The organism is Pseudomonas sp. KSR10 (genome assembly GCF_022355455.1).
GTDB lineage: Bacteria > Pseudomonadota > Gammaproteobacteria > Pseudomonadales > Pseudomonadaceae > Stutzerimonas > Stutzerimonas stutzeri_E.
The window spans coordinates 1,107,320-1,126,068 of record NZ_JAKOEN010000019.1 but is presented as its reverse complement, the minus strand read 5'-3'; the positions used below and the strand labels follow the sequence as shown (position 1 = coordinate 1,126,068).

The window sequence follows — 18,749 nt, the reverse complement described above, 5'->3', positions numbered from 1 at the left end:
CTACGGCCGATAAGGAGGGCGTTCAGGTCGCGAACCTGAACGCCTTTTTTGTTTTTGGCATCGCTACAATGATTGTCAAGATATTGAAAAGCGTCGAAAAGCGCTGGCGAGCAAAGATGATTTGCTGCAGCCTGTGGCGCTGTCGGTCAGCCGCTCAAAGCCAAGGAGTCATCATGCGTAAACTCGTTCTCAGTGCCGTTCTTGTCACCGCCAGCCTGTTCGGCTTGGCCGCTCACGCGGCGGATTTCCAGGCGGGCAAGGAGTATGTCGAACTCAAGACGCCAGTGCCCGTGGCCGAGCCAGGCAAGATCGAGGTGGTCGAGCTGTTCTGGTACGGCTGCCCGCACTGCTATCAATTCGAGCCGACGATCAATCCGTGGGTTGCGCAGCTGCCCGATGATGTGGACTTCAAGCGTATTCCGGCCATGTTCGGCGGCGTTTGGAACGTGCATGGCCAGATGTTCCTGGCCCTCGAGTCGATGGGTGTCGAGCAGAAGGTTCATGACGCAGTTTTCAACGCCTATCACCGCGACGGCAACAAGCTGGAAACGCCTGAGAAAATGGCCGAGTTCCTGGCGGGGCAGGGGGTAGATTCTGAGGCGTTTCTGAAGGCCTACAACTCGTTCGGTGTGAAGAGCCGCGCCGAGCAGGCGAAGAAGCTGGCCATGGCCTACCAAATCACTGGAGTGCCGGTGATGATCGTCAACGGTAAGTACCGTTTTGACATCGGCTCCGCGGGTGGTCCGCAACGTGCGCTGGAAGTGGCCGACTTTCTGATCGATAAAGAACGCGCAGCCCGGTAAGCCCCATGTTGCGCCGTTGGAGTTCACCGCGTCTGGCCGGGTCTCGCCAGGCGAATGTCAATCCGCTCTGTCTGGACTCCAGCGGGCTTCCATGTGACGGTCGGTTGCGCCTGCTCAGCTTCAACATCCAGGTCGGTATCAGTACCGAGCGCTACCACCACTATCTGACCCGAAGCTGGCAGCACCTGTTGCCGCACCCGGGGCGGGCCGGAAACCTCCAGCGCATTGGCGACCTGCTTGGTAATTACGACCTGGTGGCGCTGCAGGAGGCCGACGGTGGCAGCATGCGTTCCGGCTATGTCAATCAGGTCGAACAGCTCGCGCAACTCGGGGCTTTTCCTTACTGGTATCAACAGCTGAATCGCAATCTCGGCCGTTTTGCCCAACACAGCAACGGTGTGCTCAGCCGGCTGGAGCCGCAGGGGCTGGAGGATCATCCACTACCCGGCCCGTCTGGACGCGGCGCCATCCTGCTGCGCTTCGGTGAAGGTGAGGATGCGTTGGTCGTAGTGGTCATGCACCTGGCCCTGGGTGGCGGCGTCAGAACGCGCCAACTGGCTTACATTCGCGAGTTGATCGGTGGCTACCGTCATCAGGTCCTGATGGGCGACATGAATACTCATGCCAGCGACTTGCTCGAGCATTCACCACTACGTGACCTCGGCCTGCAAGCGCCGCAGATCCAGGCAACCTTCCCCAGCTGGCGTCCGCAGCGCTGTCTCGATCACATATTGCTGAGCCCGAGCCTGACGCTCGAGCGTGTCGATGTATTGGCGCAGGCCAGCTCCGATCATTTGCCGGTCGCCGTGGAGATTCGTCTGCCCGATGCGTTGCGTGGCGATATGTTGCCGGTCGCGGCGAGTGCATCGGAATGAGCGATGAAGCACTGCGCTGGAAGGAAAAATACCTGCACTCGCTGGAGCAGCAGGAGCAGCTAGAAAAGCGTTGGAATACGCGGCTCGATCTGCTGCGTCGTAGCCTGGTACGCAGCAGTTTTGCCGTAGATGGTGCCGACCCAGCCGTCGAGCAATGCATGCGCGAACTGCGTGAGGTGCTGCGTGACGATGTACAGGATGATCGGTTGGGTGCCCTGGTCCCGCGGCTCGAGCGAGCGGTACTGGATACGGAGCGCAGCAAGCAGGAACGACTCAAGCGGCTGACCGAGGCGTTCGATCGGCTGGCCGCGCAGCTGCTTGAATTGCCGCTGCCCAGTGAAATCCGTGGCCCATTGAAAAAGTTCTCGCGCCAGATCGGTGATCGCGCCGCCCAATCGCGCGAACTGCCCGGCCTGTTGAGCGAGTTTGGTGAACTCCAGCGTCAGGTACTGGCTGCGCAGACGACGGGTGCGCCACCTTCGGCGGGCCTGCTGAGTCGCTTGTTTGGCCAGCGAGAACGCACCGCCGAGGCGGCGTCGGATGTTGCCGGTGAATCGTTACCATCCGTGGCGGAAACCAATGGCTCGCGTTCGGAACTGGACGCTAGGGAGCTGCATGTAACGGCTGAGCAGGCGCGGCAGGTGGTGGACGAAGTTTCCGCCATGACGGAGGCTGAAGTGCCTCGCGAGGCCGTTGATATCGCGCCACGGGATTCCGAAGTGGAAGCTATCCCGGCAGGATCAGCAGCACCCCCGGCGGTGCAGGAGAGCGATCCGTATCTTTTGCCTCCCTCGCCGGAGCAGGCCTATAGCGCCATTGCCGAACGTGTCGAGTCGACCCTGGTCGGCCTGCTCGATGATCTGCAGCTACCCGAGCACCAGCAGCCTCAGGCGCAGGGCCTGCGTGAGCGGATAGAACAGGGTCTGAACTGGTATGAGCTGGTGCCGGTGCTGGATGACCTGGCCCAGCTGATGCTCGCCGTGGCCGACCAGGGGCAGCGTGAATTCGAGAGCTACCTGAAACTGCTGAACGAACGCCTGGCTACGATGCAGGAGAGCCTCAGCGCGGCGCGAGAAGGACACGTGCAGAGCAAGGAAACGGCCCTCGCCCTGGATGAAGAGCTGCGCCAGCAGGTGGGCGGGCTGCAGAGCAGCATGCTCGAAGCCAAGGATCTGCCGACTCTGAAGCAGGCGGTTCAGACCCGCCTGGATGGACTGTTGGAGACAGTCGACATTTACCAGCGCCAGCGCAGTGAGCACGAGCAGCAGTTGAGTGAGCGACTCGGCACTCTGATCGGACGTGTCGCGAGTCTGGAGCAATCTGCGGCCGGGATGCGCGAGCATCTCGAAGAGCAACGACAGAAAGCCTTGCGGGACCCGCTGACCGAGCTGCCGAATCGCGCCGGCTGGGACGAGCGTCTGGAACTGGAGGTGGCGCGCCAGCAGCGCTATGGCGGCCAACTGCTGCTGGCGGTGCTCGATGTGGACCATTTCAAGCGTATCAACGACAGTTTTGGCCACCTAGCCGGCGATCGGGTACTGAAGATCATTGCCAACGAGTTGCGCAAACGGCTGCGCAAGACTGACTTCATCGCCCGCTTCGGCGGCGAAGAGTTCGCCTTGTTGCTTCCAGAGACGCCGCTCGAAGCGGGGCAACAGTTGCTCGATAGCCTGCGCTCGGGCATTCAGGATTGTCCGTTCCACTTCAAGGGCGCGCGTATCCAGGTGACGCTATCGGGCGGGATTTCTCGTTTCGCCGCGACCGACAGCGCCGGACAAGTATTCGAGCGCGCCGACCGAGCGCTTTACCGGGCTAAAGATGCCGGCCGCAACCGTATCGAAGCGGACTGACCGGTCGCACTGGAGCATCCAGGTCACCTCGGTATAATCCTCCGTCTTGTTCTGCGTCACTTCTCGGCGCTGTCCTGCGGGCGGCTGACCGCTCGACCCAAGCTGAAATCTGCGTCATATCGTTGTCGACCAGGGGTACCGAATGAAAGCCTTGATCCTCGCCGCGTTAGCCGTGCTGCTCGCGGGCTGCGCCAGTGGGCCACGTATCGATACCCGCTATACGTCTCTGGGCCAAGACAGCCGGGCTCAGTTTATCGTCTTGCACTACACGTCCAGTGACCTGTCGCGCTCGCTCGAGATTCTCAAGGGAAATGATGTCAGCAGCCATTACCTGATCGGTGAGGCGCCTGCGACGATCTATCGGCTGGTGGACGAGAATCGCCGTGCCTGGCATGCCGGGGAGAGCCAGTGGAACGGTCGGACCTGGCTCAATTCCAGCTCTATCGGTATCGAGTTGGTCAATCGAGGCTATATCGAAGACGCACAGGGGCGGCGGCTCTGGTACCCCTATTCCGAGCAGCAGATCGATGCGCTGATCGTGCTACTCAAGGACATCATGCAGCGCCACGGGCTCAAGCCTGGCGCCGTCATCGGTCACAGCGACATCGCGCCGCAGCGCAAGGTCGATCCCGGTCCGCTGTTTCCTTGGAAGCGCCTGGCCGACGCAGGGCTGATAGCTTGGCCGGACGCCGCGACCGTCGAGCGTCAACGCTCCTTGTTCGCGCAGCAGCTACCGGACGTCGCCTGGTTCCAGGTGCAGCTCGCCAGGCAGGGCTACAAGGTGCCGGAACACGGCCATCTGGATCTGGAAACCCGTAATGTGATTGCGGCGTTTCAGATGAAATACCGTCCGACGCGCTTCGATGGCGAGCCGGACGCGGAAACCGCGGCGCTGCTCGCAGCGCTCGCGGTGCAGCCCTGACGTCAGGCGCGAGGGGAGCACGCGATCAATCGCGAGTCGGCCAGTGCCGCGGTGCGATGGAGAGTTGCCGCTTGGTATTGCTCATCGCTCAGCATCGCCAGGAAGGCATCCGGTGAGGGGTATCGCACCAGCAACATTTCATCCCAGTGTTCTTGCTCCGGTGCAATCAGCGCAACCTGAGCTTTGGCCGCCACCTGGACGTCGCCTCCCGCTGCACGGACTTTTTGCAACGCCGTGCGGCTATAGCGGGCATAAGCCTCCTTGCCGCTGCATGGCGCTTGGTCACTGTCGGCCGGATAAGCCGCTTGCTGATTGAAGCGCAGCAGATTGAGCATCAGGATCGGCTCGCCAGCCGGCATCTGTTCGGCGAAGCGTTTCAGTTGTTCGGCGCTGGGATTGAGGCTGGGCATGGGGGCTCCTTTATTGTTCTTCCGACCCCGCTGGCTCAGATCGGCAGGGCGATATAGAAGATGGTGCCGTGCCCGATTCGCGAATGCACGCCGATACGACCACCATGCAGCTGCGCAATCTCCTTGCATAAGGCCAAGCCCAGTCCGGCTCCCCCTCGGCGGCGACCGATCTGCACGAACGGCTCGAAGATTCGCGCCTGTTGACTGTAGGGAATGCCCTCGCCGTTGTCCTCGACGCTGAGTATCACCCGTTCGCCGTGATGTCGGGCCAGCAGCCGGATCTCACCGCTGTCTGGTGTATGACGCAGCGCGTTGCTCATAAGGTTGTCGAGCATCCGCTCCATCTGTTGTCGGTCCAGCAACAGGCTGGGCAGCGGCGACTGCAGTTCCAGCTTGATTTCAATACCGTTCTGCGCCGCAGCAGGCTGAAAGCGCTGCCGCGCTTGCTCGAGAAGTTCGGCCGGTTCGCAAGGCACCCGTTCGAGCTTCTGCTGGCCGCTCTGATAGCGCGAGAAATTCAGCAGGTCGTTGATCAGCGTGACCAGACGCTGCATCTCCTCGTACACGGTGCTGAACAGGTCGGCCTCGCGGCTGTTGTCAGGGTAATGAGTGCGCTCACGCAGCAGGCTGAATGCCATCTGCATACCGGTCACCGGCGTGCGCAATTCGTGGGAAGCACGCAGGACGAATTCGTTGCGCACGCGCTCGAAGGTGCGCTGGTCGGTGACATCGTGCAGCACCATGACCGCACCGCTGATACGTCCGTCGTGATGGTTCACCGGGCTCATACGCCACGACAGAAGCCTGTGTTCGCCATCGGCTTCGATCACCAGATCTTCCGGTGGGCCTGACAGTGGCTTGTCGTCCAGGACCTGCTGGGCTGCCTCGTCTAGCTCCGGATAGCCGAGCGCCTGGCCGAGGGTCGAACCCAGGTGTTCGCTTTCCCAGGCGAGCTGCCTTTGCGCGACGGGGTTGGCATGCTCCAGCCGGCCCTGGCGATCGATGATCAATAGGCCGTCGTCGATGCTGTCCAGTAACGCCTGCAAGCGTTGCTGGCCGTCGACCAGCGCCTCGACGTTGGTCTGTTTGAAGTCATGCAAGGCCTGCGCCATCAGGCCGAAGCGTCGGATCAGCGAAGACAGTTCGGCGATGGGAGAGGTGGGCAGGTTGATGTTGAAATCGCCGCGACCGATCTGGTCGGCCACGCTGGACAACTGTTCGATGGGATCACCGAAGCGTCTTGCGAAGCTATGCGCGGTAATGAAGCCGATCAACAGCACAGCGATGCCGGTCAGGCCGAGCAGTCCGGCGAGCAGCTGTGCCCGTTCACGGCTACGAATCTCGGTGTCGCGGATCTGATCGTAGGCGCTCTGCTGCATATCGACCATCAACTCGCGCACGTGATTGAAGGCTTGGCTGAGGGCGTTGTCTTCCAGCAGTGACCAATTTAGGTTCGCCGGGGTTTGCAGCTCATCGATGAAGCGGGCGTATGCATCGCCGATCGCCCGGTACGCCTCACGGTCGGCTGGCCGCGCTGCCTGGGACAGTCCCTGTGAAAGCGCCGCCTGGAATGCGCTGCGCGATTCCGCGAGGGCAGCGTTGTCGCGTTTTTCGCGCACTAGAAGCAGAAGATGATTACTCAACGCTTGGCGCAATTGCTGGTTGATTTCGATGACCCCGAAATTCTCACGGATGAGCTTTTCCTGGCTCTGGGCCATCTGCACCACACTGACCAGAGCAAGCAACAGTCCAAGCAGTGCCACCGTCATCAGTGCCGAGAATCCCAGGAACAGGCGGGTCCTCAGCTTCATCTGAAGTTTCATAGGCCGTATTGCTTGCGTTTTCGATAGAGCGTCGAGGCGTCGATGCCGAGAATCCGGGCGGCCTGCTCAAGGGTGTCGCTGGTGCTCAGTACCCCCGAAATATGTGCCTTCTCCAACTCTTCCAGGCTGAGCGGCTCACCGATGCGCGGTGCGTTGCTGACGGTCTGATCGGCCAGTCCGAGGTGACTGACGTCGATCATCGCCTGCGGACAGATGATGCTGGCGCGCTCGACGACGTTGCGCAGCTCCCGCACGTTGCCAGGCCAGCGGTAGGCTTTCAGCGCCGCGATGGCGCTCTCGCTGAAGCCACGCGCCGGACGGCCGTAACTTTTGACGAAGTACGCGAGGAACCGTTCGGCGAGCGCCAATACGTCCTCCGGCCGCTCGCGCATGGGCGGCAGATTTAGCGTGATGACATTCAGGCGGTAGAGCAGATCTTCGCGAAAACGACCTTCACGGACCATTTCCTCGAGGTTCAGGTTGGTCGCAGCGAGAATGCGTACATCTGCGCGCCGTGTGACCGGGTCACCGACGCGCTCGTATTCTTTGTCCTGAATGAAACGGAGCAGTTTTGGCTGTAGGGCCAAGGGAAAGTCGCCGATTTCATCGAGAAACAGGGTGCCGCCGTCCGCCTGATTGACTCGTCCCAGCGTGCTTTCGGTGGCGCCGGTGAAGGCGCCGCGATTGTGCCCGAAAAGCTCGCTTTCCATCAGATCCGCAGACAGCGACGGGCAGTTGATGGTGATGAAGGCCTTCTTCGCACGACGGCTCCAGTTGTGAATCGCCCGCGCCAGCTCGCCTTTGCCTGTGCCGGACTCGCCGAGAATCAGAATATTGGCATCGGTATCGGCCACCTGCCGGGCGGTCTCCAGCACACCCATCATCGCCGGGCTGTGCGAGCCGAGCGCGTCGCTGCGCTTTTGCACCTCGCCTTCGAGTGCCTCCAGGCGAGCCGCCATCTGCCGGACCTCCAACTGCTTGGCTGCCGACAGGCGTAGCTGCTCCGGACTGCACGGCTTGACCAGATAGTCCGCCGCGCCTGCCTGCATGGCATCCACGGCGGTATCCACGGCCGAGTGCGCGGTGACGATCACCACGCGCATCCAGGGTGCGAGGACGCGCATCTGCTGCAGGACATCCAGGCCGTTGTCTTCGCCGAGGCGCAGGTCAAGGAAGCAAAGATCGAACACCTGACGCTGCAGAATCGCCTCGGCTTGTGAGGCGCTGGCGGCCGTGACCACCGTATAACCGCGGTCCTCCAGGCAATAGCGGAAGGTGCGCAGAATTGCGGCCTCGTCATCTACCAGGAGAATGCGGCCACCGGTGTCGGTCGTTTGGTCCATGAATGCTCCAGTCGGGCTGTGTTTGCTGGCAAGTCGGTGAAAAAAGTTGAGTGCTTTGGCGCTCGGATGAGGCCGAGTATTCAGTGGCGCCTGGTTTAGTCTACGAAAAGTCTTGCAAGTTGCACGGTGGCGAGGCGCATTTCCTGCAGCATGCACGTAAATGCGAAGCGCAACGGTGCGCCAAGCCGCTGATTATAAAGACACAACGTGTCTCTTTGCGCTGGCACGGGGCTTGCGGCTGTCCGTGAGAGCGCCATAGGCGCGCATCGCACCGGAACCCGGAGGACCCTCATGAACGAGAATATGAACCAGCTCAACGAACTGATCGAAATTACCCGAGACGGGCAGCATTTTTACCAGCATGCGCTTGAGGTAGTGAAAGACGTCGAGCTGCAGCATCTGTTTCGGGATATGGCTCAGGCCAAGACTCATATCATTCAGGCGCTATCGGTGAAGGTCGCGGCCAACCAGGAGCAGCCGGCTCAGGGGGGCACCATGGCCGGCAAGCTTCGCGAGATGTACGCCGACACCAAGGCCCGGCTCGGCCATGCCAACGCGGTGTACATCGACCAACTGGATCAGACCGAAGAACGAATCCTCGCGGCGTTTGAAGATGCATTGAAGACGGCTCATCCCGACGTGCGCGCGCTATTGGCCATTGAGCTGCCGAAAATCCGCGCCTGCCACGAACGCATTCATTCACTCAATCATGGCGCCGCCAAGTAGCCAATGTGGTTGGGATTAGGCCGTCGTGCAAATCGCCCGGTATTGGTTGGCGGCATCGTGCAATATAAATTGACGCACCGACATTCACGAATGGTAACTACTTGAAAAATAAGAAAAATATTATTTATATCGACTGGCATGGCGCCTGCAACATAACCCCTAAGAACAGACATGCACCGCATGCTTAGAAGGAGTTGAGGATGAATCGTCAAGCACGCTTCTCACTGGTAGGCAAAGGTTTCCTTACCGCTGCTGTGGTTACGTTGATCGTTGGCGCCGAGCGGCCCATGTCACAACCGCTCAGCCAGACACAGCATGAATCAGCGGAACGAATCCGTATGTATGACGCTCAACCAGTAGGGATCGTGCAAACAGGCCCTGCCCCGAAGACGATTGATTATGTGCAGGTGCGGTCGGAGCAACGCTGGGTTTTCTAGTGGTAGAGCCGCGAGCTGATTGTTTGATATCGGTCCCGCTGAAGATGTCCTGAACCGAAGAGGAGTAACACCATGCTGAGTTGGGCTATTACATTCCTGATCATCGCCATCATCGCTGCGGTTTTGGGCTTCGGTGGTATCGCTGGTACTGCAACGGGCATTGCCAAGATCCTGTTCGTGGTGTTCCTGGTGCTGTTTGTCGCTTCGCTGATTTTCGGTCGAGGTCGCGGCCCACGTGTCTGATGCAATGACGCCGCCCGCAAGGGCGGCTGCAACACTGACGGAGGCAGCACAGGCGGGATGCCAATATTCTGAGGCTTTGCCGCACCGAGGCGAAGCCGGGTAAGAACCGACAGGGTGTTTCATTCGCAAACATCCGTCAGCCCGTGTAGCGGGGGGGCCAAGGGGTCGGGACGCTCTGCTTGATGGAGCGACCTAGGGGTACAGGGGGTACCTCCTTAACGGACCAGGCTCAGCGAAAGGCAACCGAAGGTGGGCGACCACCTTCGGCTTGCGATGTCCTTGGGCGCGCTATGCGCTTTCTATCAAAAATTTCGTAGGCTTCTCTTGCCGCCTAGCCGGATCGGGCTGGCGCGCAACGCTACCCTCTGGGCGTTGCGATCCTGCTTGGCCATCGCCGATGAATCCTTTCCTATTCATGGCCGTTCTCCAACTGCACCGCTATCATCGCGCGCAGTCACTCGTTGGAGAATCACATGCTCAACGGCCTTTGGCTGGGCTTTTTTCTGGTCGCCGCGATTGCTGCGCTTGGGCGATGGTTGCTGGGTGGCGACCCGGCGGTGTTTGCCGCGCTGGTCGAGAGTTTGTTCGCCATGGCCAAGTTGGCTGTGGAAATCATGATCGTACTGTTCGGCACCCTCACGCTCTGGCTTGGCTTCCTGCGCATCGCTGAAAAGGCCGGTCTGATCGAGTTGCTTGCTCGCCTGCTGGGCCCGCTGTTTAGCCGCCTGATGCCCGAAGTGCCGGCCGGCCACCCGGCGCTGGGGTTGATTACGCTGAACTTCGCCGCCAATGGTCTGGGCCTGGACAATGCCGCCACGCCGATCGGCCTGCGAGCCATGCGCGCGTTACAGGAGCTTAATCCCAGCAAGGCCGTCGCGAGCAACGCACAAATTCTGTTTCTGGTGCTCAACACCTCGTCGCTGACGCTGCTGCCGGTTTCCATCTTCATGTATCGCGTGCAGCAGGGCGCCGAAGACCCGACCCTGGTATTTCTGCCGATCCTGTTGGCGACCACCGCGTCCTCCCTGGCGGGGCTGCTGGCGGTGGCGTTGGTGCAGCGGTTGCGTATCTGGGATCCGGTGGTGCTGGCCTATTTCATCCCCGGTGCGCTCCTGCTCGGGGGCTTCATGGCGCTGCTCGCAGGGCTCTCGGCCACTGCGCTGTCATCGCTGTCGTCGCTGCTTGGCAACCTGACCCTGTTCGGTTTGATCACTGTATTCCTGATTGTCGGCGCGCTGCGCAAGGTGCCGGTCTATGAGAGCTTCGTCGAAGGTGCCCAGGAAGGCTTCGATGTGGCCAAGAGCCTGCTGCCCTACCTGATCGCCATGCTCTGCGCGATCGGTGTGCTGCGAGCATCCGGTGCGTTGGACTTCGGGCTGGACGGCATTCGCTGGTTGGTCGAAGCGCTGGGTTGGGATACCCGCTTCGTCGATGCGCTGCCGACGGCGCTGGTCAAGCCGTTTTCCGGCAGCGCCGCGCGGGCGATGCTGATCGAGACCATGCAAAGCCAAGGTGTCGATAGTTTTCCGGCGCTGGTAGCGGCGACGGTGCAAGGCAGCACCGAGACCACTTTTTATGTATTGGCGGTGTACTTCGGGGCGGTGGGCATCCAGCGTGCCCGGCATGCGGTCGGGTGCGCGCTGGCGGCGGATGCGGCCGGGATCCTGGCCGCTATTCTGGTTTGCTATTGGTTCTTCGGCTGAGCGGAGAGCAGTGTCCGCGCGGGATAAAAAGAACCCGCCAAATGGCGGGTTAAGACGTGGCCCGTTGCCAGAGGCGAAATATCGGCTCGGCCAGGAACATCACCAGGAACAATCGCAGCACCTGCAGCGCGGTAACCAGGGCAACGGATAATTGCAGCGCTTCGGCCGTCAGGCACAGCTCGGTGATGCCGCCCGGCATCATCCCCAGCATCAGAGACGTCTGGTTCAGCGTCGCCGCCCAACCCAGCGCTTCGGCCAGACCCGCCGCGGCGAGCATCGCCAACAGCGTGAACAGCAAAATGCGCAACATGAACCGAGGGGCGGTGCGAAAAAACGGGCGGTCGAAGTGACAACCCAGGGAGCAGCCGATCAGCCATTGACCGAACTGGCCGACGCCTTGAGGCATACCCAGATGCAGGTCGAAAACGGCGCTGGCAGCGGCGCACACCGTCAGCGGACCGAGCATCCAGGGATTGGGCTGATCGAGTTTCTTCCACACCAGCGCCAGCAGTCCTCCGGCCGGTAGCAGCAGCGCCAGCCATGGCCAACTGACCGGTGCCGGCGGCGGGGCATCCACCGGTGGCAGGCTCCAGGTGAAGACCGCGGGAATGATCAGTACCACCAGCAACAACCGCATGCTGTGAGCCGCGGCCACCATTGCCGGCTGCGCGGCGTGCCGTGCAGCCAGATTGACCATTTCACTGGCGCCGCCCGGCATGCTGGAGAAGAACGCCGTGGCGCGGTCCATGCCGCTGCGCCGGAGAATGAAAATGCCGATCAGGCTCAACAACAGGGTGCCCAGCGCGCCGGTGAGGATTACGCCGAAGTGCTCAAGTACCTGCTGCATGACCTCGCTGGTGAAATGCAGGCCGATGGCGCTGGCGATCAGCCATTGTCCGGTCTGCCGACCGCGAGGCACTTCGGCGACCAGCCAGCCACTGCAACGCACTGCAATGACCGCCAGTAGCGAGCCGACCATCCAGGGCAGCGGCCAGTTCGCCAGGCTCGCCAGCCAGCCGCCGAGGGCGCCGACCAATGGCGTCGCCCACCATCCCGGAAGCCAGCGCGGCATGTCAGACGTGCGCCTCGCTCAGTTTGGCGCGGCGGCGCTGGCGCCACCAGCGCAGGCCGGGCAGGGCCAGCATCAACGCGGCCAGGGCCCAGAGGATCAGGGTGATCGGGCTGCCCCAGAGGATGCCCAGGTCACCGGCCGAGATCGACAGCGCGCGGCGCAGGTTGTCTTCCATCATCTCGCCGAGCACAAAGCCGAGGATCAGCGACGACAACGGGAATTCCAGCTTGCGCAACAGGTAGCCGAACACACCGAGGCCGACCATCAGTACCAAGTCGAAGGTCGTGCTGTGCACCGAATACACACCCACCAGGCTGATCGCCGTGATGGCCGGCACCAGCACCCAATTGGGCACGCTGAGCATTTTGGAGAACAGCCCGACCAGCGGGATATTCATCACCAGCAAAATCACGTTGCCGATGAACAGCGAGGCGATCAGACCCCAGACCACGTCGGGTTGCTGCTCGAACAGCAAAGGACCGGGCGTGATGTTGTACAGCGTCAGCGCACCGATCATCACCGCGGTAGTGCCCGAGCCCGGCACGCCCAGGGTCAGCATCGGAATCAGCGAGCCGCAGGCGGAGGCATTGTTGGCGGCCTCTGGCGCGGCCAGACCACGCAGGTCACCCTCGCCGAACTTGCCCGTGTCGCCGGCCATGCGTTTTTCGCTCATGTAGGTCATTGCGCTGGCAATGGTGGCGCCGGCTCCCGGCAAGGTGCCGATGACGAAACCGGCCAGGGCGCTGCGCACCATGGTCCAGAAGGTCATGCAGAACTCTTTGAAGTTGAACAGCAGGCGCCCGCTGGCCTTGACCGCCTTCTGGCCACTGTGGGTCTTTTCCAGCATCAGTAGCACTTCGCTGACGCTGAAGAAGCCGATCACCACGATGACAAACTGAATACCGTCCGACAGGCTGACGCTTCCGAAAGTGAAGCGATAGACGCCAGTGGTCGCGTCCACGCCGACGGTGGCCAGGCCCAGGCCGATCAAGGCCGCCATCAGGGTTTTCACCGGTTTGTCGCCGACCATCCCGCCTAGGCAGGCAATGGCGAAGATCATCAGCACGAAGTATTCCGCCGGGCCGAAAGCCACCGCCCATTTGGCCAGCAACGGGGCGAACAGCACCACGCCGCAGGTGGCGATGATGCTACCGATGAAGGAGCTGACCGCCGACAGCGACAGAGCGATACCGGCCTTGCCCTGGCGCGCCAGCGGGTAGCCATCGAGGGTGGTCATCACCGCCGCGGCATCGCCGGGGACGTTGAGCAGGATCGCCGAGATGCGACCGCCGTATTCGCAGCCCAGGTATACCGCGGCCAGCAGGATCAGTGCGGTTTCCGGCGGCAGGCCGAGGGCGAAGGCCAGTGGCAGCAGCAGAGCTACGCCGTTGATCGGGCCGAGACCGGGCAGCAGGCCGACGACAGTGCCAACAAAGGCGCCGAACAGCGCCACCAGCAGATTCGTCGGTCGCGTGGCGACATCGAAGCCCTGCATCAAGAAATTCAAGGTTTCCATTTTCAGCTCTCCAGCAAGCGCAGCACGCCGAGTGGCAGCGGCACATCAAGCAACAGGTCGAACAGGCCGTAGAGCAGCACGCCCATCAGCACGCCGCTGATCAAGCAGGGCCACAGGCGGCCGTTGAACAACAGGCCCAGGGCGAATGCGGCCAGTGCCGTGGTAATGACGAAGCCGAGCTTTTCGAACAGCAGTGCGTACGCCAACAGCACCAGCACGCAGAGGGCGGCTCGCCGGGCCATGGTCCAATCGAACGGTGGCGTCGGATCGCCGTGTGGTTTGCACAGCAGCCAGAGCGCGCCGCAACCCATCAGAAACAACAGAAGCAGCGGGTAAGCGCGCGGGCCAACCGGATCGTAGGCGAAGGGCGCCTCGAAACCCCAGGCGAGCAACGCAAGGCCGGCGCAGGCGAGTAGCCACGCCGCGGCAAAGACACGAACGTACATGGTGGTTACCTCGGGAGAAGCGGGCCAGTGGTCCCATCCGGAACCCGAGGCCCGCGGGGTGTTACTTGACCAGACCGAATTCGCCGGCGAGTTCCTTGTATTCGGCGACCTGCTTGTTGACGAAGGCCGTGAGTTCATCACCGGTCATCGACAGTGGGAACAGATCACGTTGCTCGCGCAGCTTGGCGAAGTCCTCGTCGGCGAGCAGGGTGTCGAACTGGGTCTTCCACCAGTTGAAGTCTTCGTCGCTGACTTCTGGGCCCATGTAGAAGCCGCGGATCACCGGCCAACTGATGTCGTAGCCCTGCTCCTTGGCGGTCGGCAGGTTCGACAGCTTGCCCGGCAGGCGATCATCGGACAGCACCGCGAGCACGCGGATCTTGCCGGCTTCGAGCTGAGGCGCGACCTCTCCCAATCCGCTGCTGGTGACCTGGACATGGCCGCCGAGCATGGCGGTGAGCGTCTCGCCGCCGCCTTCGAAGGCGACATAGCGAAGTTTCTTCGGATCGACGCCAGCGGCGCGTGCAATCAGTGCGGTTTGCATCCAGTCCTGCCCGCCGATGGTGGCGCCAGCACCGAAGACCACGCTGCTGGGGTCTTTCTTCACCGCCTCGATGAGATCGTCAAGGTTCTGATAAGGCGCATCGGCGCGTACCGAGATGGCGCCGTAGTCGGTGCCGATGCCGGCCAGCCAGCGCACGTTGGTCTCGTCATAGCGACCGAACTTGCCCTGTGCCAGATTCAGTAGCGAGCCGCTGGAAAAGGCGGTGATGGTCGAGGGATCGTCAGCACGCTGGGCGATCACCGCGTTGTACGCCACCGCGCCGACGCCGCCGGGCATATAGGTGACGCGCATCGGCGCCTCGAGCAAACCTTCATCCTTCAGGCCACTCTGGGCCAGCTTGCAGGTCAGGTCGAAGCCGCCACCGGGCTTGGCCGGGGCGATGCATTCGGGTCGCTTGGGTTCGGCCATCAGCTGACTCGAGATCACCAGGCAGGTCGAGAGCAGTGCGAAACGACGGATTGCATTCTTCATGGTGTTTCCTCTGTTTTCTTATTGTGGACGGCTTTACCAGATCGGCAGGCTGTAGCTGACGATCAGGCGGTTCTCATCGGCGTCACGGGCGAAATCGGAACGGAACATGGCGTTACGCATGCGTACGGCGACGTTCTTCAATGGCCCGGTTTGCACCACGTACTTGAGCTCGATATCGCGCTCCCACTCGCTGCCGTTGCTGCCGCCGCTGTATTCGGCGTTGTCGCCGGAAACGTAGCGTGTAAGGAAGGTTAGGCCGGGAATGCCGATCGAGGCGAAGTTATAGTCGTAGCGGGCCTGCCAGGAGCGCTCGTCGGCATTGGCGAAGTCGTTGATCTGAACAAAGTTGACCAGGTAGGGGTCGCCGCCATCGATGTAGGCGTAGCCGGTATCACCGTTCATCTGCTGGTAGGCGAGGCTGACCTTATGGCCACCGAGGCTGTAGCCGAGCATGCCGTTCCAGGCCTGATTGTCGATCTTGCCGGCGTTTGCTGCGCCGGTGTCATCGCTGATCATCAGACGCAGATCGGCGGTCAGCGCCGAGTCCTTGCCCAGCGGCTGGACGGCCTGCAGGTTGAAGAAGTGCTGGCGATAAATGTCATCGAGCTCAGCGGCATAGTAAGTACCGGTGAAGCGGTCGTTGAAATCGTATTTGGCCCCGGCGTAGGTCAGATGGTCGGCTTCGGCGGCGCTGTCGAAACGACCGTTCTTATTGTTCAGTTGCAGGTCTTGGGAATTGGTCGAGGCACGGTCGATGACCTTGTCCAGACGCCCGCCGGTGAGGGTCAGGCCGGTCACCTCGCGGGATTCCAGCATGGCGCCCTCGAACACCTGGGGCAGGGTGCGGCTGTCGCTGGCTTTGACCACCGGCGTTTCCGGGATATGGCTGCCGTAGCGCAGTTCGGTCTCGGACAGCTTCGCCTTGGCCGTCAGCCCCAGGCGGCTGAATTCGTCCGGGGTGCTGCCGTCGTCGTGCACTGGGAGCAGATCGGTGCCGGTGCGACCGCCGCCGGAGTCGAGCTTGATGCCGAGCATGCCCATGGCATCGAGGCCGAAGCCGACGGTGCCTTCGGTGAAGCCCGATTCGATATTGAGCAGAAAGCCCTGCGACCATTCTTCGCGCTTGGACTGGCCGGTACCTTCGCGGAAGTCGCGATTGAGGTAGATGTTTTGAGTTTGCAGGGTCGCATGGCTGTCTTCGATGAAATCGGCCTGGGCCAGCGGCGCCAACGAGGCGGCAGTGATGGCGAGGGCAAGACGAGCACGTGCGGGGTTGTTTCTGACGACAGTCAGCATCCTGTATCTCCACTCTTGTTTTTGTTGTGACGGCAATGCCGTTGCAGGTGGATCGAGCCACCTGATTGCGATCCTAGGCGGCGAAACTTTCGCCAGGCTTTCAAGGGCGAAAGCAGCGTGCGGTGCGCCTTGCCGCTACACTGGCGCTCCGTTCCGTGTGTGGCAGAGGACAGGCAAATGCGGATTCTCCTGGTCGAGGACCATCCCCAACTCGCTGAAAGCGTGGCGCAGGCGCTGCGCGCGGCGGGCTGGACGGTGGATCTGCTGAATGACGGGGTGGCGGCCGATCTGGCGCTGGCGACCGAAGACTATGCACTGGCGATTCTCGACGTCGGGTTGCCCCGGCTCGACGGCTTTCAGGTGCTGGCACGCCTGCGCGAGCGCGGCAAGACGCTGCCGGTGCTCATGCTCACCGCACGCGGTGAGGTGACCGATCGCGTGCACGGGCTCAATCTTGGCGCGGATGACTATCTGGCCAAGCCATTCGAGTTGTCCGAGCTCGAAGCAAGGGTCAAGGCGCTGCTGCGGCGCAGCGTAGCCGGCGGTGAGCGCCAGCAGAGCTGCGGTGCGCTGGTGTATGACCTGGACGCCCGGCGCTTCAGCCTCGACCGGCAGCCGCTGAGCCTGACCTCGCGCGAGCAGGCGGTGCTCGAAGCGCTGATCGCTCGACCCGGGCGGGTCATGAGCAAGGATCAGCTGGCGGCGCAGGTTTTCGGTCTCGACGAGGATGCCAGCGCCGATGCCATCGAAATTTACATCCATCGTTTGCGCAAGAAGCTCGAGGGCAGCGCGGTACGTATCGTCACCTTCCGGGGCCTGGGCTATTTGCTGGAGACGGTGGATGGCTGAAACGTTGCCGCCAGGCGCTGGCAGCCTGCGTGCCGGGCTGTTACGCCGATTGGCCGTGCTGCTCACCTTGATGCTGCTGTTCAGCGGCTGGAGTGCCTACTGGAACGGCCGCGCGGCAGCCGATTCGGCCTACGACCGCACGCTGCTGGCCTCGGCTCGGGCCATCGCCGAGGGGCTGGTGGCCAACGACGGCAAGCTGCGCGCCAATGTGCCCTACGTGGCCCTGGACACCTTTGCCTATGACAGTGCCGGGCGCATCTACTATCAGGTGCTTGATACCGAAGGCCGGCTGGTCAGCGGCTATGAGGACCTACCGGCCCCGGACGCCGATGTCCGGCGTACCGACGATTATCCGGCGTTGGCCCGCTTCTATGACGGCGCGTTCAGGGGTGAGGGCGTGCGTCTGGTCAGTCTGCTGCAGCCGGTCAGCGAGCCGGCGCTCACCGGTATCGCCGAGATTCGCGTGGCCGAAACCCTGGGTGCCCGCGAACGTATGGCGCGCGGCCTGCTCACCGACACCCTGTGGCGAGTGGGGCTGCTGGCGATCACCGCGTTGCTGCTGGTCTGGCTGGCAGTGAGCGCCGCGCTGCGTCCATTGGGCAAGCTCAGCGAGGCTGTGGAGCTGCGCCAACCGGACGACCTGCGACCGTTGCCGCTGGTGACGGTGCAGCGTGAGCTGAAGCCGCTGGTTGCCGCACTCAACCATTTCACCGAACGGTTGCGCGGCCAGTTCGAGCGACAGGCGCAGTTCATCGCCGATGCCGCTCATGAGCTGCGCACCCCCTTGGCTGCTCTCAAGGCGCGAATCGAGCTGGGCCTGCGCGAACAACAGCCGCAGCGCTGGCAGGAAACCCTCGAAGAAGCGGAGGCGCACACCGACCGGGTTATCCATCTGGCCAACCAGTTGCTTTCGCTGGCGCGAATCGAAAGTGGCGCGCAAGCGATCGCCGAGGGCGGCGCGCAGCGCCTGGATCTGAGCCGGCTGGCCCGTGAGCTGGGGCTGGCAATGGCTGCGCTGGCGCATAAACGAGGTGTCGCGCTGGCGCTGGAAGCAGATCACCCGGTGTGGATTCACGGAGAGCCGACGCTGCTCAGTGAGCTGTTGAGCAACCTGCTGGACAATGCCCTGGCGCATACGCCGAACGGCGGCAATGTGGTGTTGCGCGTGCGTGACGAAGGTGTGCTGGAGGTTGAGGACGATGGCCCTGGGATTGCGCCCGAAGAGCGTGAGAAGGTTTTCGCACGCTTCTACCGGGTACAGCAGCAGGGGCAGGGCGCCGGGCTGGGGTTGGCCATCGTCGGCGAGATCAGCCGGGCCCATCGCGCTACCATCGAGCTGGGGCAGGGCGCTTTGGGCGGGCTGCTGGTCAGGTTGCGTTTCCCACCGAACATCGATTGA

Annotated in this window: 18 protein-coding genes; 10 read left to right on the top strand and 8 right to left on the bottom strand. The window is 62.2% G+C overall.

The features are described from left to right. Positions 1-173: 173 nt before the first annotated feature. From MCB86_RS14030 to MCB86_RS14015, 4 genes are all read left to right on the top strand, one after another. On the top strand, positions 174-803 hold the full coding sequence (locus MCB86_RS14030) for a thiol:disulfide interchange protein DsbA/DsbL (RefSeq protein ID WP_045164087.1): 630 nt from the start codon (positions 174-176) through the stop codon (positions 801-803). A gap of 5 nt (positions 804-808) precedes the next feature. Then, entirely contained in the window at positions 809-1,678 is an 870-nt protein-coding gene (locus MCB86_RS14025) for an endonuclease/exonuclease/phosphatase family protein (protein ID WP_045164086.1), read from the top strand. Beyond that, positions 1,675-3,528 carry a GGDEF domain-containing protein gene (locus tag MCB86_RS14020; RefSeq protein WP_045164085.1) on the top strand — a complete coding sequence of 618 codons (1,854 nt, stop codon included), beginning with the start codon at positions 1,675-1,677 and terminating at the stop codon, positions 3,526-3,528. Before MCB86_RS14025 ends, MCB86_RS14020 begins: the two co-directional genes overlap by 4 nt. Before the next feature lie 142 nt (positions 3,529-3,670). Next, positions 3,671-4,450, top strand: coding sequence for an N-acetylmuramoyl-L-alanine amidase (locus tag MCB86_RS14015; protein ID WP_045164084.1), 780 nt, complete (start codon positions 3,671-3,673; stop codon positions 4,448-4,450). 2 nt (positions 4,451-4,452) lie between these two features. On the opposite strand, the gene MCB86_RS14010 is transcribed toward MCB86_RS14015, so the two are convergent. Genes MCB86_RS14010 through algB form a run of 3 tightly spaced genes read right to left on the bottom strand, consistent with a single transcriptional unit; the run spans position 4,453 to position 8,026 of the window. Next, positions 4,453-4,860 (bottom strand): DUF1330 domain-containing protein, encoded by a 408-nt coding sequence (locus MCB86_RS14010; RefSeq protein WP_045164083.1) that lies wholly within the window; start codon positions 4,858-4,860, stop codon positions 4,453-4,455. Positions 4,861-4,895: 35 nt separating this feature from the next. After that, entirely contained in the window at positions 4,896-6,683 is a 1,788-nt protein-coding gene (locus MCB86_RS14005) for a KinB sensor domain-containing domain (protein ID WP_239611275.1), read from the bottom strand. Further along, positions 6,680-8,026 (bottom strand): sigma-54-dependent response regulator transcription factor AlgB, encoded by a 1,347-nt coding sequence (gene algB, locus MCB86_RS14000; RefSeq protein ID WP_045164081.1) that lies wholly within the window; start codon positions 8,024-8,026, stop codon positions 6,680-6,682. The genes MCB86_RS14005 and algB overlap by 4 nt, the downstream gene beginning before the upstream one ends. Before the next feature lie 291 nt (positions 8,027-8,317). On the opposite strand from algB, the gene MCB86_RS13995 reads away from it, so the two are divergent. The 4 genes from MCB86_RS13995 to MCB86_RS13980 all read left to right on the top strand — a co-directional run bounded on the left by MCB86_RS13995 (position 8,318) and on the right by MCB86_RS13980 (position 11,135). Beyond that, a complete protein-coding gene (locus MCB86_RS13995) occupies positions 8,318-8,752 on the top strand; it encodes a PA2169 family four-helix-bundle protein (protein ID WP_239611274.1) in 435 nt (144 codons plus the stop codon). A gap of 200 nt (positions 8,753-8,952) precedes the next feature. Further along, on the top strand, positions 8,953-9,189 hold the full coding sequence (locus MCB86_RS13990) for a hypothetical protein (RefSeq protein WP_045164079.1): 237 nt from the start codon (positions 8,953-8,955) through the stop codon (positions 9,187-9,189). Positions 9,190-9,261: 72 nt separating this feature from the next. Further along, the gene (locus tag MCB86_RS13985) at positions 9,262-9,432 is read left to right on the top strand and encodes a DUF1328 domain-containing protein (protein ID WP_003282841.1); all 171 of its coding nucleotides are present in this window, start codon (positions 9,262-9,264) and stop codon (positions 9,430-9,432) included. A gap of 473 nt (positions 9,433-9,905) precedes the next feature. Continuing rightward, on the top strand, positions 9,906-11,135 hold the full coding sequence (locus MCB86_RS13980; protein ID WP_045164078.1) for a spore maturation protein: 1,230 nt from the start codon (positions 9,906-9,908) through the stop codon (positions 11,133-11,135). Positions 11,136-11,184: 49 nt separating this feature from the next. Here MCB86_RS13980 and MCB86_RS13975 read toward each other — a convergent pair whose 3' ends face one another. From MCB86_RS13975 to MCB86_RS13955, 5 genes are all read right to left on the bottom strand, one after another. Beyond that, complete coding sequence (locus MCB86_RS13975; protein ID WP_239611273.1) at positions 11,185-12,207, bottom strand: AbrB family transcriptional regulator; 1,023 nt, start codon at positions 12,205-12,207, stop codon at positions 11,185-11,187. Between the two features lies 1 nt (position 12,208). Then, positions 12,209-13,723 carry a tripartite tricarboxylate transporter permease gene (locus tag MCB86_RS13970; protein WP_045164076.1) on the bottom strand — a complete coding sequence of 505 codons (1,515 nt, stop codon included), beginning with the start codon at positions 13,721-13,723 and terminating at the stop codon, positions 12,209-12,211. Between the two features lie 2 nt (positions 13,724-13,725). Continuing rightward, positions 13,726-14,169 carry a tripartite tricarboxylate transporter TctB family protein gene (locus MCB86_RS13965; RefSeq protein WP_045164075.1) on the bottom strand — a complete coding sequence of 148 codons (444 nt, stop codon included), beginning with the start codon at positions 14,167-14,169 and terminating at the stop codon, positions 13,726-13,728. A gap of 61 nt (positions 14,170-14,230) precedes the next feature. Then, positions 14,231-15,205, bottom strand: coding sequence for a tripartite tricarboxylate transporter substrate binding protein (locus MCB86_RS13960; protein WP_239611272.1), 975 nt, complete (start codon positions 15,203-15,205; stop codon positions 14,231-14,233). A gap of 33 nt (positions 15,206-15,238) precedes the next feature. Next, positions 15,239-16,501 (bottom strand): OprD family porin, encoded by a 1,263-nt coding sequence (locus MCB86_RS13955; protein WP_239611271.1) that lies wholly within the window; start codon positions 16,499-16,501, stop codon positions 15,239-15,241. Positions 16,502-16,678: 177 nt separating this feature from the next. On the opposite strand from MCB86_RS13955, the gene MCB86_RS13950 reads away from it, so the two are divergent. Beyond that, positions 16,679-17,350, top strand: coding sequence for a response regulator (locus MCB86_RS13950; RefSeq protein ID WP_045164072.1), 672 nt, complete (start codon positions 16,679-16,681; stop codon positions 17,348-17,350). After that, positions 17,343-18,749, top strand: coding sequence for a sensor histidine kinase (locus tag MCB86_RS13945; RefSeq protein ID WP_045164071.1), 1,407 nt, complete (start codon positions 17,343-17,345; stop codon positions 18,747-18,749). Before MCB86_RS13950 ends, MCB86_RS13945 begins: the two co-directional genes overlap by 8 nt.